Origin of the sequence: Pseudomonas sp., assembly GCF_030698175.1 — a bacterium.
Lineage (GTDB): Bacteria > Pseudomonadota > Gammaproteobacteria > Pseudomonadales > Pseudomonadaceae > Aquipseudomonas.
The window spans coordinates 43,687-60,855 of the sequence record NZ_JAUYNT010000041.1; the positions used below are offsets into that span (position 1 = coordinate 43,687).

8 protein-coding genes and 1 pseudogene are annotated in these 17,169 nt (G+C 57.1%); 1 reads left to right on the plus strand and 8 read right to left on the minus strand.

What is annotated here, in order from left to right; translation table 11 throughout:
• Positions 1-347: 347 nt before the first annotated feature.
• The 7 genes from Q8R10_RS19945 to Q8R10_RS19975 form a co-directional block, all read right to left on the minus strand.
• Positions 348-8,990: a GH36-type glycosyl hydrolase domain-containing protein gene (locus tag Q8R10_RS19945; protein ID WP_371133376.1), complete on the minus strand. Its 8,643-nt coding sequence runs from the start codon at positions 8,988-8,990 to the stop codon at positions 348-350.
• A gap of 141 nt (positions 8,991-9,131) precedes the next feature.
• Positions 9,132-9,449 carry a BON domain-containing protein gene (locus Q8R10_RS19950; protein ID WP_305655790.1) on the minus strand — a complete coding sequence of 106 codons (318 nt, stop codon included), beginning with the start codon at positions 9,447-9,449 and terminating at the stop codon, positions 9,132-9,134.
• Between the two features lie 983 nt (positions 9,450-10,432).
• The gene (locus Q8R10_RS19955; RefSeq protein ID WP_305655792.1) at positions 10,433-11,032 is read right to left on the minus strand and encodes a hypothetical protein; all 600 of its coding nucleotides are present in this window, start codon (positions 11,030-11,032) and stop codon (positions 10,433-10,435) included.
• Between the two features lie 12 nt (positions 11,033-11,044).
• On the minus strand, positions 11,045-12,205 hold the full coding sequence (locus Q8R10_RS19960; RefSeq protein WP_305655794.1) for a hypothetical protein: 1,161 nt from the start codon (positions 12,203-12,205) through the stop codon (positions 11,045-11,047).
• A 147-nt stretch (positions 12,206-12,352) separates the two neighbouring features.
• Positions 12,353-12,931: a cysteine peptidase family C39 domain-containing protein gene (locus tag Q8R10_RS19965; protein ID WP_305655795.1), complete on the minus strand. Its 579-nt coding sequence runs from the start codon at positions 12,929-12,931 to the stop codon at positions 12,353-12,355.
• A complete protein-coding gene (locus tag Q8R10_RS19970) occupies positions 12,928-14,172 on the minus strand; it encodes a nitrilase-related carbon-nitrogen hydrolase (protein ID WP_305655797.1) in 1,245 nt (414 codons plus the stop codon). The genes Q8R10_RS19965 and Q8R10_RS19970 overlap by 4 nt, the downstream gene beginning before the upstream one ends.
• Before the next feature lie 140 nt (positions 14,173-14,312).
• Positions 14,313-14,759 carry a hypothetical protein gene (locus tag Q8R10_RS19975; protein WP_305655799.1) on the minus strand — a complete coding sequence of 149 codons (447 nt, stop codon included), beginning with the start codon at positions 14,757-14,759 and terminating at the stop codon, positions 14,313-14,315.
• 704 nt (positions 14,760-15,463) lie between these two features.
• Between Q8R10_RS19975 and Q8R10_RS19980 the strand changes: the two are divergent.
• Positions 15,464-15,568 (plus strand): annotated as a pseudogene (locus tag Q8R10_RS19980) (CopG family transcriptional regulator); the annotation flags it as partial.
• Positions 15,569-16,110: 542 nt separating this feature from the next.
• On the opposite strand, the gene Q8R10_RS19985 reads toward Q8R10_RS19980, so the two are convergent.
• Positions 16,111-17,118 (minus strand): hypothetical protein, encoded by a 1,008-nt coding sequence (locus Q8R10_RS19985; RefSeq protein ID WP_305655801.1) that lies wholly within the window; start codon positions 17,116-17,118, stop codon positions 16,111-16,113.
• Positions 17,119-17,169 lie beyond the last annotated feature (51 nt).

Here is a 17,169-nt window from a genome sequence, read left to right on the forward strand (position 1 = left end):
GCGTTTGGCATGACCTGTAACAGGCATAAAAAAACCGGACTCTGTCCGGTTTTTTTATGGCTGGGTATTCGCCGCCAAGGTGTTAATTGCCTGAGGCCGGGCATTCGTAGGTTGGGTTAGCGGCGGCTGGCGCGAGCTAAGCAGCGCTACGGTTCAAGCCGCCGCGTAACCCAACACAGGTTTTATGCCGCGTTAATTTTCGCAGAGTCTGAAACCGCTTGGTGGGTTACGCGGCGCACTGACTGCGAGCAGAAGTTTGAGCCTGCGTGGCGCCGCTAACCCACCCTACGAAATCGGTCTTCAACACGTAACGGTACATAGCCTTGCGTCCCCTGCTAGTTTGCCCATCAAGGTTGGCTGCGGCACTCAATATCAATCCGGTGTGCAGCGCCGTCGTCGACCAACAGCACCTCTGCCGTGGCTTGTAACACTCCATCCAGGCTGACCTGCTGCTGGCTGTCGGCCGTGCTGGTTTGCCGCACCTCGATCAGGTACTCGGTAACGCCAAAACGATAGGTCAGGCTGAACCCCGGCCACTGCGCCGGCAGTACCGGCACTAGCCGCAGGCGGGCGCCTTGCAGTTGCAAGCCGAGCAAGGATTCGACCAGCAGTTGATACATCCAGCCCGCCGAACCGGTGTACCAGCTCCAGCCGCCACGGCCTGCGTGGGGCGCCACCGCATAGACGTCAGCGCACACCACGTAGGGCTCGACCTTGTAGACCTCAATCGCCTCAGCACTGTTGCCGTGGTTGACCGGGTTGAGCATGCGCGTCAGCTCCCAGGCCCGCGCGCTGTCGCCCAGGGCGGCAAAGGCCATGGCCGCCCAGACGCCGGCGTGGGTGTACTGGCCGCCGTTTTCGCGCACGCCGGGGACGTAGCCTTTGATATAGCCAGGGTCCAGTGCCGAGTCATTAAAAGGTGGCTCGAACAGTTGGATCAGGCCCAAATCGCGGCGCACCAGATGCTGGTCGAGGGCTTCCATAGCGGCGCTGCGGCGCGCCGGCGAGGCAGCGCCGGAGAGTACCGCCCAGCTCTGGGCGATGGAGTCGATGCGGCATTCGTCATTGCTGGCCGAACCCAATGGCGTGCCATCGTCAAAGTAGGCGCGCCGGTACCAGGCGCCATCCCAGCCGTGGGCTTCGAGGCTACTTTGCAGCAGTGCGGCTTGCGCCTCGCAACGCAGAGCAAAGGCCTCGTCGTTATGACCACGGGCGGTCTCGGCAAAGGTCTGCAGCACCTGATACTGGAAGAAGCCCAACCAGATGCTTTCGCCCAGGCCCTGTTCACCGACGCGGTTCATGCCGTCGTTCCAGTCCCCTGAGCCGATTAACGGCAAGCCATGCACGCCGCGCCGCAAGCCATGTTCGATGGCCCTGACGCAGTGCTGGTAGAGGCTTTCTTGCAGGGCTGAGCGCCTGGGCAAGTCGAAGTAGGACTCTTCGCCGGTATTTAACGGGCGACCTTCGAGGTAGCCAACCGTTTCGTCGAGCACGCTGCTATCGGCCGTCAACCGCACATAGCGGCTAGTGACCAGTGGCAGCCAGAGGAAATCATCCGAGCATTGGGTGCGCACGCCACGGTCCTGCGGCGGGTGCCACCAGTGCTGCACATCGCCTTCGGCGAACTGGTGGCTGGCACTCAGGAGCAAATGCGCGCGGGTGCTGGCCGGGGTGGCGTGCAGCATGGCCAAGCTGTCTTGCAGCTGATCACGAAAACCAAAGGCACCGCCGGACTGGTAATAACCGCTGCGCGCCCAGAAGCGACAGGCAATCACTTGGTACAGCAGCCAGCCGTTGACCAGCACATTGACTTGCGGGTCCGGGGTTTGCACCTGCACCTTGCCCAGGGTCGTTTGCCAGTAGTTACGCACCGCGGTTAGGGCGATGGCGGCCGTGCCGACGCCGCGCAAGCGCTGCACCAGGTTGCTCGCGGCGCGAGCGTCATGCTCGGCACCGAGGCGAAAGATGACCTCATGGCTGGCCCCGTCGGCCAGCTCAAAGCCGACCTGAATCGCCCCGCAGGGGTCGAGCCCGGCGCCGATACGCCCGGACAGGCGCGGCTGGCTCATCGCTGCGGGGGCGCGCAAATTGCCGTTACGGCCGAGGAACTCGCTGCGATCGCCGCTGATGTTGCGCCCCGGCCAGTCGACATCAAAAAATCCGACCCGCCCGCCATATTCCATCGAATAAGCGTTGCGGGCGAACAGTGCACCGCTTTGCGGGTCGGACTCGGTCACCACGTGCATGGCGGTTTTTTCGCGCAGATCCCCCAGCACCCATTCGACATAGCCGGTGGCCGATAAGCGGCGCGCCCGCCCCGAGTTGTTGCGCAGCTTTAGTACCGAGAATTTCACCGGCGCATCCAGCGCCACGTACACCCACAGCTCACTGTGGATACCGTCTTCCTCGTGCTCAAAGACGCTGTAACCAAAACCGTGCCGGGTGATGTAGGCGCCACTGCCGCGGCGTGGCAGCGGGGTTGGCGACCAATAATTGCCGCTGTCTTCATCGCGCAGGTACAGTGCTTCGCCACTGAGATCGCCGACCGGGTCGTTATGCCAAGGCGTCAGGCGATACTCATGGGCGTTGCTGCTCCAGGTGTAAGCGCTGCCACTTTCGGAAATCACGCTGCCAAACTGCGGATTGGCCAGCACGTTGGCCCAGGGCGCGGGGGTGGGTGCGCCGGGGCGCAGGGTCAGCACATATTCGCGGCCGTCGGCGGCGAACCCGCCATAAGGATTGCTCAGCAACAGGCTCGGGTCCGGCGCGGGCACGTGGGCGGGCAAGGGTTTTAGGGCGCGCAGATAACGCGGATCAAAGCGTGGCAAGGCCACTTCAACCCGGCGCCGGTGCATTTGCTCGTGCAGGCTGCCGCGATTGCCCGTGATGACGATGCGCGCCACCGCTTGCATCAGCGTGCGGTCTTCCGGGGACAGTTGTTGGGCGCTGCGCACGAAAATACCGCCCGGCCGGTCGATCAAATTGGCCTCAATCCCCGAGGCGATCAGGCCCATGATCAGGTCTTGCAGGTGCTGGCGATAGCCGGCTTGGTCTTCGTTCCAGATCACCAGATCAACCGCCAGGCCTTTTTGCCGCCAGTAGGCATGGGCCTGCACCAGTTGGCGGACCAGTTCGATCTGTCCTGAGTCGTCGATTTGCAGCAGCACAATCGGCAGGTCGCCGGAAATCGCCTGGCCCCACAACCCCGACTGATTGCGTTGATTGCCGCTCAGCAGCGCACTTTCGGCGCGCAGCGCGGCGTTGGCGTAGATCAAGGAGGCGGCCATCTGTTCGTACAGGCGCGCATCGGCCACCGAGGCATTCAGTTGACGCAGCAGCACCTGGCTGTGGGTCCAGGCCAGGTCGAAGACCCGGTCGGCCAGGTAGCGGTCGCGGTATTTGCCGATCAGTTGCAGGCAACCCTCGCGGCTATGACTCAGGCCGCTGACCAGGTCGATGCTGGCCGATTGGCCTGGGTCCAGGGTGATCCGGCAGCGGATCGCCACCACTGGATCGAGCACCGAACCGGCACTGTTGGACAGTCGGCCATCGCCGCGAGGGCTGTCGTCCATGGCTGCCGGATGGGTGATGCTGCGGCCGCGGCCAATAAAACACGAACGGTCGGTTTCGTAGGAGATCGAGTCGATATCGACGCCGTGGGCGGCCAGTAAATGGCACATCCAGGGCACGGCTTCGCTGCTGGCACGCGGCCGGCGACTGCAGATGATGGCTTGCAGCGCCGGCACCAGTTCGGTCTGCACAAACAGATTGCTGAAGGCCGGGTGCAGGGCGTCGGCAATCGTCGGCGCCAGCACCACTTCGGCATAACTGGTGAGCTCCAGGGTGCGCCGCACCCGGGCGCGGTTGGTAATGTTGATGCGGCGCAGCTCGATGTCGTCCTCGGGCGAGACGGCGATCTCGGTGTGGCTGTCAAAATCATGTTCACGCACGCGAAATTCGGCGCGGGCATCGGAGAAAATCGCTTCGTAGCTCTGCGGCTGTTTGAGGGTCGGCTGGTGCGCGCTGGACCAGAACTCGCCACTGGCGACATCGCGCAGGTAGCAGAACATGCCCCAGTTATCGCAACTGATGTCCTCGTGCCAACGGGTTACCGCCAACTCCCGGCAGCGGCTGTAACCGCCGCCGGCGCTGCTGAGCATGACGTGATAGCGGCCATTGGAGAGCAATTGCACTGAGGGCCGCGAGCGGCTTGGATCGCGGATCACCCGCAGCTTGGTCTGGGCCGCCAGCGTCGCCGGGTTAACGGCGGGAAAGGTCGCGGCGTGCAAAAACTGCGTGGCGGTTTTCGGAATACGCTCCTGCAACAGCAGGGTGTTGGCCTGAAACTGCGGCTCGGCCTCAAACCGGCGTTGCATCTTCTGGCCGAGTAAGACGCTGGCCAGCGCCAGCAGGCTCATACCCTGGTGATGGACCATAAACGAGCGAATTATCATCGACTTTTGCCCCTGCGGCAGGCGCGCCGGGCTGTAGTCGATGGCTTCATAGAGGCCAAAGCGCCCGGCTAAACCATCGCCGGTCAAGCGTTGTAAGTTCTGGCAGGCGGCTTGCGGGGCGACCATCAAGGCCAGTGCGCTGGCGTAGGGCGCCACCACAAGGTCTTCGCCGAGCCCGCGTTTGAGCCCCAGCCCAGGCACGCCGAAGGCGCGGTATTGATAGTTTTGCTGCAGATCCAGCAGGTTGTAGCCCGACTCGGACACGCCCCAGGGCAGACCCAGCTGGTTGCCGTATTCAATTTGCCGGGCCACTGCGGCGCGGCAAGTTTGCGCCAGCAAGGTGTCGGCGTAGCTGGGCATGACCAGCATCGGCATCAGGTATTCGAACATCGACCCCGACCACGACAGCAGCACGGGAACGCCGCCATTGCTGGTCAGCAGGCGGCCGAGGCTGAACCAGCTTTCTTGCGGTAACTGACCTTGGGCGATGGCGACGAAATTGGTCAGGCGCACTTCCGAGGCCAGCAGGTCGTAATAACCGGCATCCAGGCGCCGTTCTTCGATGTTGTAGCCGATGGCCAGCAGGTTTCGGCGCTTGTCGTAAAGAAACTCAAAGTCCATGACCGCCATGTCGCCCGCCAGTTGCGCCAAGCGCGTGGCGGTGGCGATGCGCTGCTGGGCGCAGCGTTGCACCCGAACCACCTGCTCACGCTCGGCCGCGGGCCAGGCGCCGCTATCCAGGTGTGCCAATTGCTCCCAGGTTGGCCAGGCCGATTGTTGGCTGCCGGCCACTGCGGGCAGCAGCACCTGCGCCAGTTCACTCTGCAGGTCGATGCAGTGGGCCAGCAGCGCCTGCAGCCAAAAGACGCTGTCACTCAGTGGCGGCGCCTGGCAGGTGGCGGCCAACGTCTGGCTGTGCACGGTGAGCCCGTGCAGCGCCGTGTAGGCTTCGGCCAGGCTTTGCACGGGCGCAGTTTGCAGGCGCTGTAACTCGTCCTGCAGTGCTTGCAGTGGACGCGCATCCAGGTTGTCGGCTAGCAAGGCGGCGTGCAGCACCACGACGCTGTCGATAATCGCGCTGAACTGGCGCGGGGCGAACACCGGCTCATGGGCCAGGGCTAACAAGCCTGGGCGTAAGGTCAGCAGGTGGCCGGCCAGGTTGCCGCTGTCCACCGTCGAGACATAGAAGGGCGGCAGCGGTTGCAGCGTCAGGGTGTCGTACCAGTTGTAGAAATGTTGCCGATAGCGTTCCAGCCGGGCCATGCTCGTCAGTGACTGGTCGAGGCGCGCAAGCAAGCGCCCGGCACTCAGGTAGCCAAAGTCATAGGCGGATAAGTGCGCCAGCAAGGCCATGCCCATATTGGTCGGTGAGGTGCGATGGGCGATCACCGCAATGGGTTGCTCTTGCACGTTGTCTGGCGGTAGCCAGTTATCCTGCGGGCCTACATAGGTGTCGAAAAACGCCCAGGTGCGCCGCGCCAGTGCGCGCAGAAATTGCCGCTCTTGTGCGTCGGGCAGAAAAACCCGGCGCTTCGCTGGCTGGTTGATCCACCAGGCCAGCGCCGGCGAGATCAGCCAAAGCAGTAGCAGCGGTGCGGCATAGCTCAGCGTCAGGGGGGTTGCTAGCAGCAGCGGCACCAGCAGCACGGCGAGTAACGGGCCGACCGCCATCAGCCGATACAGGCCAAGCAGTGTATTGCTGCTACAGCGCTCGACTTCCCGCGAGGGACGCCATTGCAACAACCGGCGGTGGCTGATCAGCATGCGCCAGAGCGTGCGGCCGATGGCATCCAGGCTGTAGAGCACTTCATGGGGCAACCACGCGAGATTCAGCACGCTGCGCAGCAAGTGCTGCCCAGCAGCGCGCATGACGCTGCGCAGATGCTGCCTGAGACTCATCTGCGCCGGTTTTTGCGGCAGTGCCAGGAGTGCGTGCAGCAGCGGCGCGCTGAGCACCAGCGCGACAATCAGCAAGGTCCACAGACCGCTGTGCGCCGCGCCGAACCAGCCGAGCAGCAGTAGCGCCAGCAGAGCGCTGGGTACCAGGCTACGGCGCAGGTTATCGGCCATTTTCCAGCGTGACAGTGCGCACAGTGGGTTGCGGGTCACACCACCCGCGCGGGTCGGCGCCCAGGGAAAAATCCACGGCAGCAACTGCCAGTCCCCGCGAATCCAGCGATGCCGGCGCTGGGCATCAGCGCTGTAGCAGGCCGGGTATTCTTCGTACAGCTGCACATCGCTGAGCAAGCCTGCGCGGGCATAGCAGCCCTCAATCAGGTCGTGACTGAGAATGCGGTTATCCGGGAAGCGGCCGTTGACCGCCAGTTCAAAGGCATCCACGGCGTAGATGCCTTTACCAATAAATGAGCCTTGATGGAAAAAATCCTGGTACACATCCGAGACGGTGCGGGTGTAGGGATCGATGCCGGCATCGCTGCCAAACAACTGGGCATAGGCCGAGCGGGCGGTACTCGGCAGGCTGATCCCGACCCGTGGTTGCAAAATCGCGTAGCCACCGGTGACCCGCTGCTTGAGCGCGTCGTAACTGGGGCGGTTGAGCGGGTGGGCCATGCTGGCGATAAATTTGCGCGCGGCATCCCGGGGTAATTGGGTGTCGGTGTCGAGGGTGATCACGTAGCGCACTTGCGGCAGCACCGCGAGGTCGCCGACGATCAAGGCAAAGTTCTCCTGCCCCTGGCCGCGCAGCAAGGCATTCAACTCGGCGATTTTGCCGCGCTTGCGTTCGTAGCCCATCCACAGTTGATCCGCCGGATTCCACAGGCGCGGGCGATGAAAGAGGAAAAACGGCTGACCACTGGTTTGCGGGTACTTGTCATTCAGCCCTTCGATGCGCTGCTGGGCCAGCAACAATAAGGCCGCGTCGGTCTCCAGTACTTCACTGGCGGCGTCGGTAAAGTCGCTCAGCAAGGCAAAGTGCAGGTGCTGGTCACGGTTGGCGAGAAACCGCACCTCCAACCCTTCGCAAAGGTCTTCAACGTCCTGAGCAGCGCCAATCAGGCTGGGCACCACCACCAGGGTGCGGGCGTGGGCGGGAATGCCATCGGCAAAATCCAGGCGCGGCAGCACGTGCGGCGGCACCGTTAAGGTCACCAACCAGTTGACCAAGCCAATGGCCAACTGACTGGTCAGCAGCAAGGTCGGCACGCCAATCAGGGCCAGTAACAGGCCCTGCCAGCCACTCAGGCGCGCCAGCTCCAGAAACGGCAGGGCCAGCAACAAGCTGCCCAGCAGCGCCAGGCTCAGGTAAATCGCCAGCGGCGCGCGGTCTTGCAGCAAGCGGCGGACTTCCACCCAGGTTACTTGCGCGCCAATCTGCTGCTCCAGTTGCGGCAAGCCTTGGTCGATCAAATAAAAGCCGACATGGGCGCTCAGTTGCTCGGTATCCGCTTGCGCACGGGCCAGCTCGATGGCGGCGTGGGCAACACTGGCTTCGTCGGTCGCGCTGTTGCGGGCGAGCCGCTCGACCACATGGCGGTATTGGTCGCGGGTGGCGAAGTCCATGCTGGGGTAAACCCCGGCCGGGTCTTCGCGCAGCATGTGTTCAACGATGCTCATGCTCTCGACGAACTCACTCCAGTCGGTGGCCGAGAGCAGGCGCAGGCTGCAGATGCTGTGGCTAATCGAGACCTGATCGGCGGCTTGTTGCTGGGCTTCCATTTGCACCAGGTGTTCAATGCTCGAGCCGGACTCCGCCAGCAGTTGTTCGAGCCAGCTCAGTGGCAATGCCAACGCCGCGCTCTGACCCTGCAGGCGGCGCACCAGTTCGGCGACGAATGAGCTGGTCATTGGTGGCGCCGAGCGAGCCATGTCGGCGACGCTCAAGACCACGCTCTTGGCATCTTGCTCGGCGATTTCGGTCATGCGGTCGGCCCAGTCATCGGCCAGGTTGCGGTCATTCCAGTCGGCAATCACCCGTGAGGCGACCCGCCGCAGGTTCTCGATCAGCGCCAGCCTGAGCATGATCGGAATCGCCCATAGCTCGCCCAGCGTAAGCGGCATAACCGTCTGATACGCATCGACGAAACGGCTCAGGCTGTCACTGTCGACGCGGCCATCACCGTGGGAAATGACTTCCAGGGCAATGTCATAGACCCGTGACAAGCCTGCCGATGGGCCGTTGGCCAAGCGTGGCAGCTCGCGGCTATAGCCTTTGGGTAAATGCAGTTGGGCGGTGCGGATCTGCTCTTCAATCAGATAGAAGTTATCCAATAACCACTCGGCTGCGGGCGTTACCCGGCGGGTAGAGAGCGTCGCCTTGGTCAGCAATTCACAACTACGGGCCAGCAGCACTTCGTTCTCGGCCAGCCGTTGCAGCAGCGAGTCGGACGCCGAGCAAGGGCTCAAGCGGTGTTGTTGGGCGAGGTCAATGCCGTGCTGGGCCATCTGCTCGGCGCTGAATAATTCTGAGCGCAGGGCCGGCTCGTATTCGAACTTGCGGATTGAAGCTGGCCACAGCTTGAAGCTTTTGGTCAGCTGCGGGAATTGCAAGAATGCGAGAATCCGTTGCATGTCCATTGGCGCTTTGATTTCCGAAGAACTGAAGCGTTAGTTCGCGAATGCGTCTAGCGACAATTGCCTGGGCTGATGGCGTTGCGGGCGCGTACTGCTTAGCCTCTAGCGCGCTGCGGTGAGCTGCGTGCCAGAGGGCTGGCGCCGTTACTTCAGGCGCATATCATTGGTCACCGAGTTGACCCCTTTAACCGCGCGCGCCACGGCGACCGCCTGGTCGATATCGGCTTGCGAGTTCACATAACCGCTGAGCTGCACCTTGCCCTTGAAGGTTTCGACATTGATTTCCGTCGCCTTCAACTCGGGGTCATTCAGTACCGCGGTTTTAACCTTGGTGGTAATGACCGTGTCGTCGACATATTCGCCGGTGCCTTCTTGGCCAGGGGTCGATGCGCAGGCCGCCAAGGCGGCAAACACCGTGAAGCTGGCAATCGCCAATGTGCGGCGCAATAGAGAGTTAGACATGCTGTGCTCCTTGAATTAGCGACGACGCGCCGGGGAAGCCGGGATGGTTGCCGCGAGGTCGTCGTGCCGGTCGCAGTTACCTGCCGGCGCCGTTCAAGAGTCACCCCATTGGGTGCAGGGGGTCGGTGCGCTGGGACACATAAGGCTGCGCTGCGCGGGAGATGTGGATAGCCACATTGGGCTGGCGCTGAAAATGCCCGCATTAATCGCAGGCAAACAAAAAGGGCCGAGGTTTTCACCTAGGCCCTTGCTTTGTATGGTGCCCAGACGGGCCTCTAACCTGTTTTGTAAGCTGCTGTATTTAAAAGTTTTTATATTATTATTATTTTTAAGCATACAGGCTGGCATACACGGTACAGGCTGCTGGTGCGGCTCTAGCTGTTGGGTGTGGCTTGTGTGATTGCACGGACTTGAGCGCTAAATTGCATAGATGCTGATCAGTCGATTGCATCTCAAATGAGCAGTTCACACGACCAAGGCTATAGGCAACGAACGTCCGAAACCGATCCATTTCGAGCATTCAAAGACGTCTACAAATCGATGAGGCATTCAGGCCGTACGGTTGGTTGTAATCTGCCGAATGCCACAGGCCCGTACTCAAGCACGGAGCCAAACAAATCAACGCATTAACCGAAACATCAATCCGCGCATGTACGTGGCTGTGTTTGCCCTGCCTTTGTCATATGCCACCTGCAGGTAGATAAAGCCGGCAGAAATCCGCAAGCTCATGCTGCGAGACGCAAGGTAATCGGTTAAATGGCGGATAAAAAAGCCCAGCGCATGGCTGGGCTTAGGATATCTTGGATGGGGTAAAGTTATTTTGCCCGATTATTAAGTGATGCGGGTAATCAAGCAGCCTGATTTCTTGATTCGCTTCATATTTAAACTCGGCGAAAACGAACGGTGCTTGGTCATTGTGCACCGCTCTATGGCGATGGTTTTTGCCATAGAGCGGTGACCGGAGCCAGTTAACCTACAGGCATTTATAGCTTTTGGTTTTTCAGAAGAAGTTTGGCTCTCTCAGATGATGGGGAGGCCGAGGCAGCCTCTTTATTTAAAACGCCATTCAAGCTGTAGGTCCCGCTAAGCTCAATAGCATCAATTACAGCGGTTATAATATCGATCCTGCTACTGTTGAGTGCTTCTTTTTTGATTTCTACAGGCGTGCCCTTGGGTAGCGTCGTTGCCGCTATAGATTTTGATTGGTCATAGATTTTCTGTAAGACTGGATTTGCATATGAAGGGTCAGCTGCACCTAATAGATAAATGAGTTTTGTGATTTTTGTTGTCGACTGACTCTTGTTGGACAAAACAGCCTGCTCGATAGTTGTTACAAGATCCCATCCATCAATGACTGAAATATGAGATTGTAGCTCACTCTTTTTTTGTTTCAGTTGGTCAGACTTGGAGGTCGCGGACTGTGCGAGGTTTTGGCTTTTTGCTTCTGCTGGCTCGTTGCCACACAAGTAGCCAACCTCATTAATTAAAGTGTTTAGCTTCTGCTGTACGACCTCAGAGCTTAGTGCAAATTGCGGAGTCAAAAAAGAAGCACTTAAAATAATAGTAAATAATGTGCGATTCATGAATTTGGTCCTTTATCGATATTGATTTGGAGTTAAGCGATTATGAATTATGTACATTAGATCACATTGAGCGCCGTTAATTCCTGGTGGATTAAATCCCCAGCTATCACCTGCACCAGTACTGCCGCCGATTATTGGGCACATAACATTACTAGATGGGATTCCTCGACATTCCTCTGTCCAGTAGTAATGCTCAAGTTGAGAAGCTTCATGACCAAATTCGTGTACAAGTAGACGTGCTGCGTTACGAAAGCTCATTTCGTTGAACGCATCATCCTCAATGGCAATAAAAGAAACTCCAGGAGTGTCTCCGTAACCTGCATTTGCCCTTCCAATGATTCTTCCTGTGTCGTTAGTGTTGTAGAACATTTGATTCACGAAGAAAACATGAAAGTATTGTCTTTGGGGGTCGATATTCTGAACGTATCTCACAAACTGGGTTGGTAAATAATTCGAGCTGATACCATCGTAAGAATAAGCCGCCTTAAACCTTGTAAAGTTGAAACTGGCCGGGAGCCAGCCATTAGCATCGACTATATCATGGGCATAAAATCTAAGTTGCAGCCTGACTTCGGAGCGACAGCTAGCCAATATATCGTCTGCATTGAAGTTAAGTCCTGATGGTCGTCCTGTTGGCTCAACAACATTGCTATCACCATTATCGATATAATCTACAATTCTACGCATGCGCGCCTCATCGGCTACGGTGGCCTCACCGTTATCACGGACAGAGTGAAACCAAACCTTTGTTACCCTTAAGCGTGGATCGAGGCCTATATTAGCTAGGTTGGCATCACCATTGGGTACAATAGAGCAGGGTACTCCGTTTGCCCCTTCCCCGTTATTGCGGTTACACACGCGGACTGAAAACGTCCCGCGGTTATTAGTAAGAGGGTAGTTCATGCTGGAGATCCAGGAACCTTGCTCTTGGTTGTTGCCGATTGGTCGTGTACTTACCGTGGTCGACCAGTTCTTACCGTTGCCGGTGTTTTGGTCTATAATAACTTGGCCTGGAGCAAGCGCGTGAGTAACCGAGGCCTTAACATATATTTGATCTCTTTCTAGAGTGGCGTTGGGAGCGAGATTTTGAATGTCTACGGTGGCACCGCCAATGATAGTGCTGGCAGTACCTGCGTCAACTTCCTGCGCTGCGAGTGTTAACGGAGCTTGCATTAATGCTGTAAGTGTTAAGAGAAATGCTCTTATAAACATAATTCACCCTGTAATTAAGTTGGCTTCCTGCTCAGAAATGAAATTGCATTCTGGTTGTTGTGATTCCTCTTGGTGTGATTCATCATGGGTTTGGAGTTATAATTGTAGTTATTTATGTGATGAGGCGAGATGGCTATTGTGGTACTTGAAAGTAATTCCTATTCCCGACCATTTTTCAATAAAGTCGGATTTTGGGATGGAGAAATTTTCGCCAAATGCCGGATCAAAATAAGTGATTTCGTTTTCATTTACCCTCAATGTCACAACGAAGTGCTGTGAGCGAAGATGAGCTATAACTGGCAAGTTTCCTACAGCTAGCAAATCTTCCCAGTTCATTCGCAGAGTCGATGCTTTCAGTCCAAATTTTGATGCGATTTTTGAAAGTTCGATAGCGTTATAGCCGTCCCGTTCAGCTCTGGGGTATTTTGAAACTAAATCTTCTTCAAAGGTATAGTTGCCCAATCTTGTTAGTAGGTAAGCTAGCGCTGTTGCACCGCAAGTATTTGGTTCATTCTGTTTGAAGAGGTTTTCATATCCAGTAACGGATGGCTGGTTAAAGCCTTCTACTCTTGCTAGTTCTGAAATTGCGGAGGACTGATTAAGTCGAGAGATAGAGGTGGCTTCAATTAATATGGCTAGCAGCGGAAGTAGTAAGACGCCCATGAAAATAGCTATCGGCTTTTTCATAGGTGTTTGCGCGTCAGGCCGACAACTAACAGTGCGAGAATTGCAAAGTATACGTATTGGTGTAGTGCGAGCCAGCCAGGGCTCTCAATGTTGGATGCAATTCTCCAGGAGTAGACTTGAGGCAGGCGACCTGAGTAGTCAATGTCTAGTATTTCTCCGCGACTGCCAGTGGCAAATGAAACTCCGTTGTTATTAACGAAAACTGCTGGCTTCTTGTAGATTGCGGAGAAAAGAATTACATAGGAGGCGTGGATATAAGGTAGGTTTGTCCGTGCTAAGGATGAGTCATCGGTGACGATAAAGAAAAAGTCTGACTTCATTTTTGTTAAAGCTTCAAAGTGTGCATTAAATAAGGCGTCAAAACAAATTGCAATCCCTAAGTTGCCATGTGAGGAGTGCAATACCGCTGGCGATCCTTTCCTAAGGTTAGACTCGGCAATGGGGGCAAGCTGTGTCTTTCTTGCGGATTGAGATTGGCCGTTGGGGGAGATAAGGACTGCGGAATTAAATTTATTATTGTCCTCGTCATATTCATAGCCGGTCAGCAATAACTCACTACGACCACTACTGCGGAATTGATGTGTTTGGCTAATGCGGCGCGGGATGTTGAAATTATCTAGTCCGTTGGCTCCTTCAGGCCAAACAACAATGTCTGGCTTAATGGCTAGGCCTCGAATGGTTAGCGCGTCAACCTTATCCTCAATCTCTTTCCTTTCATGTAGAGACCAGCTTGTCGCGAGAAAGCTTGAGTGCTCAATGCTCGGTTGTATAGCTGCGATCGTGATAATTTTTTCATCGGGTTGTTTGTTGGTGAGTGGCAATGATGAAGTAAAAAATAGAATTAAAGTTGTAATGGTCGAGATCATGTGGTCGGCATTAAAGAATATAATTGGCATGCAGCTGCATAATATTATCAGAAGCTCTAGCCCGTAAAATCCTAAACTTGAAAAGGTATGTATGAACCAAGGGTTTGAAAAGGCGAGGGTGGCTGAGAATGTGAGTGGATATTGAAGTAGGTTTGCCAGATATACTAACCCTAGCCAGGCTAATGAAATAAATAGTGCAAAGGCTGATTTAGGTAGCCGGCTCCAAGAGATGTTAATGGCTAAGAAAAATAGGCCTGTGAGCGCGGCTGCGATAAACCATGGAACGCAAGTCAAAAGTGCTCCCCAATTTGACGCGCCAAGTATTAAAGGGGAATTCCAAATTCCACCTAAAATGCAGCCTCCTGCAAAGCTCATACGGCCATTATTGTCGCGAGCTTTCCAAATAGCTGCGGTTAATGCAATAAAAAAGATGAATGGAATGTTGAGCGGTGGCGCACTAAGGCGAAGAGCTATACCGCATGATAAGAATAGTAGTAGGTGAATGCAGGTCCTCACTAGTTTAGTTCCCAGAACCCAGTGAAGTGGTAGTCTTTATTTAGTTCGGCGTCATGAAGTGATAAGGTCCACTTTCCAAACGGTCTCTCAATAAGCGGTTCATTGAATATCCCGGTAAAGCTTCCTCCCATAATTTTGACAGATGGTTTTGAGGAGTTGCCCGTACCTATAGCACCAGAAACAATCCCGCCTGAGCACTTTGCGATACCGCCTAATTCTAGGATCGGCTTATCTACGCCTACAAAGCTATCAAATATTTTTATTTGATAGTTAAGTCCGTTCTCGCTGTTTGAGAATTTTAGTTCGCCATCCCCGCTAGAAGCACCTAAGTAATTAACTTTATAGGAGGGGGAAAGAGCGCACTTGTCGAGTGAGACGTCTTGACGAGAGCAGCCCCAAGAGAGAAGACAAATGTGTACAAGTAAAATAAGTTTGGAAATTTGCACTTAGCCATCCTTGGAGTTGCAGTTATTACGATTGGCGCACGACTGGGTGGCGAGCGTCAAGTTACAATTATCGTTCGAGCGTAAACTGGCCGAAGGTTAAATGCAACGTCTGCAGCCATAAGAGTTTTCGAACCAGATTGTAATTTATTATGGTGCTTGATCAGAATCGTAACGCGTTTGGTGGCAGCGATGTATGGCACCGAGGTGTTGACTATCTGCCCCGCGCTATCGAACCCACCTCCTTCATTGCCTTGGAGAAGGCCTTGGGCCTACTCTGAGGTGACCATCTTGGAGGAGGCCACCTTATGCGCCGCCCAATCACTCCCGAAGCGCTCTCCCTGCTGGAACTGGCCGCGATCTACCTGGACGTCAAAACCCGCACAGGCGATCACTACGAAGCGTTTGCGGACACCTGCCGGTGGGCGATCCAGGCCGGTTACCGGCCGACGGCCTGCTGGGTGACCCGCGAAATGCTGGCAGCCAACAGGCCAACGCACTGCGTCGCGCTGCGCGACCCTGCGGATCGAGGTTTTTACCTGGTCGTCGTCGGTGGTGTATCTCTTAGCCATGCCCTGGATGGCGGCCTTTTCGAGGGTTCAGCGCCAGGCTGGCGGATGATTGAGGGCGAGGCACTGGATCTGTACCGCCAATGGGCGATCGCGGGGCCTGGTATCTCGGGCGAGGACCGGGGGCTATTCGAGATCCGCGAGGCCTTGGCCGATGTGGACATCGGCCGCGTGATCGGCCACCACGCCGTCCATGTCTGGGCCGACAGCCTCAGCACCAACAATCCGCTGCCGGTGCCGCGTTGTTTGGATAAAGACATCGCGCGGCAGAAACGGGTTGAGGCTGCTCAGTACGCCCGGGCCACGAGTGCCCTGGCGGGCTCCAGGCAGTCGCCCGCGACTAAGGCGCTTATCGAGCGATTCATCGAGGGTGAGCTGTCGATCGAGGATGCAATCGACCTGGCGCGGGAGAGGTACGGGCTGTAGAGGTGTGCGAAAGCTTAAGTTATCGTCATTTTGCGTAAACACCCTGATCGGCGTTCGACGTGCATTCCCTCACGCAATCAGTCGTCCAGCTCAGGTCCGCAGCGACGGTAACGCTCGATCGCCCAGATCCACGGATCGTGAATAAGCGCAGATGCCTCGTCACGCAGTCTCTCTACAGACTCTGAATCGGTCAGAAGCTCTCTGGTTTTGGCCTTTATCTGAGAGGCGGTTGCCCCATCTGGAATTAGCCCTTGAGCCTCTCGGTATGCGAGCCCCACGACCTTATAGCCATAGACCTCGCACTCGGCGGGGAAAATTTCGATCAAGCAGACGTGAGCCATGAGATCTCCAGAGCGGGGTTAATCGCCATCGGCGTTCGACGTGCGTTTGAGTTTCCAGGCTCGGAAAGCCTCGACGAAATCGCCCTCTGGCCAACTGCCCTGCCCGACCATTTCGGTCGCCCACGTCTGCAGGTCGGCCGGGTCGATTCCCAGTTCGGCCAGCTTGGCTTGGCTGCGCGCCTGCGCGGCGCGACTCCCATTGGTAACCAGGCGCTCGATCGCTAGCTCGGCCAGATCCTCGACTCGATCCTGCTCGCGCTCCCACAGAGAGAGAAAATGTTCCCAGTCATCCGCGTAGTATCCCAACATTGAGCGGGTAGAGCCGCGGCTTGCAACCATAAAGCGGGTGGCCCACGGTTCAGGGATTTCACTCAAGCAAACGTAGTGCGGGTGCCCATTTTCGACGTGGATCGGCACCTGACCGCGGATCTGCTCGAGGCTCCAGCCCGCAGCCTCACCGATCGGGTGACGTTGATCGAGGCGCCAGATCCGAAGCAACGTTTCCTCGGCGGATTGACGACGTGGCTCGTCCTTCAAACTCCAGAGCGCTCGCCGACGTGCGGCCTCGCGGCTCATGAGGTCGTCGCGTATGAGATCGATCACCGGGGCAAAGAAGAATGCTGCGGACTCGAGGCAGGTCATCCGCCCCAGGACGGCGCGGTTGTCGCTGATGAAGATGGCGCGCAGACCAAAAAACGCCGAGGAATTCAGCGCGTCGCGGGCGGCTTTCAGTGCAAAAGTTACGGCCGATCGCTCGAATCGTTCGGCCTGCTCGACCAGGACATATATCGGCTCGCCAACAAGAGCACTGGCCGCCTCCAGGGTGGCCGAGATCGTGTGACCTGCAGGCACGCCGAGCTGGCTGGCGAGCTGCTCAATCGCAGCGCCCATGTTGTCGGGCTGGTCTAAGATGGCAACGGCCTTGCCAGCGTCGCGCACCTCCTCGGCGATGCCCAGGCCGGTACCGGCCGGGGCATTCAGGAAAAGGCCAGATTCCGCGTCGGCCAGGCGGTCGAGCAGTTTCATCGCGACCGGCCTTGGTCGCGCTCTGCGGCCTGCGTCACGCGATCCATCGCC

Coding starts and splice junctions, on each gene's coding strand:
- Q8R10_RS19945 (WP_371133376.1), bottom strand. CDS start 8,990: ATGGACATGCAACGGATTCTCGCATTCTTGCAATTCCCGCAGCTGACC.
- Q8R10_RS19950 (WP_305655790.1), bottom strand. CDS start 9,449: ATGTCTAACTCTCTATTGCGCCGCACATTGGCGATTGCCAGCTTCACG.
- Q8R10_RS19955 (WP_305655792.1), bottom strand. CDS start 11,032: ATGAATCGCACATTATTTACTATTATTTTAAGTGCTTCTTTTTTGACT.
- Q8R10_RS19960 (WP_305655794.1), bottom strand. CDS start 12,205: ATGCAAGCTCCGTTAACACTCGCAGCGCAGGAAGTTGACGCAGGTACT.
- Q8R10_RS19965 (WP_305655795.1), bottom strand. CDS start 12,931: ATGAAAAAGCCGATAGCTATTTTCATGGGCGTCTTACTACTTCCGCTG.
- Q8R10_RS19970 (WP_305655797.1), bottom strand. CDS start 14,172: ATGAGCTTTGCAGGAGGCTGCATTTTAGGTGGAATTTGGAATTCCCCT.
- Q8R10_RS19985 (WP_305655801.1), bottom strand. CDS start 17,118: ATGAAACTGCTCGACCGCCTGGCCGACGCGGAATCTGGCCTTTTCCTG.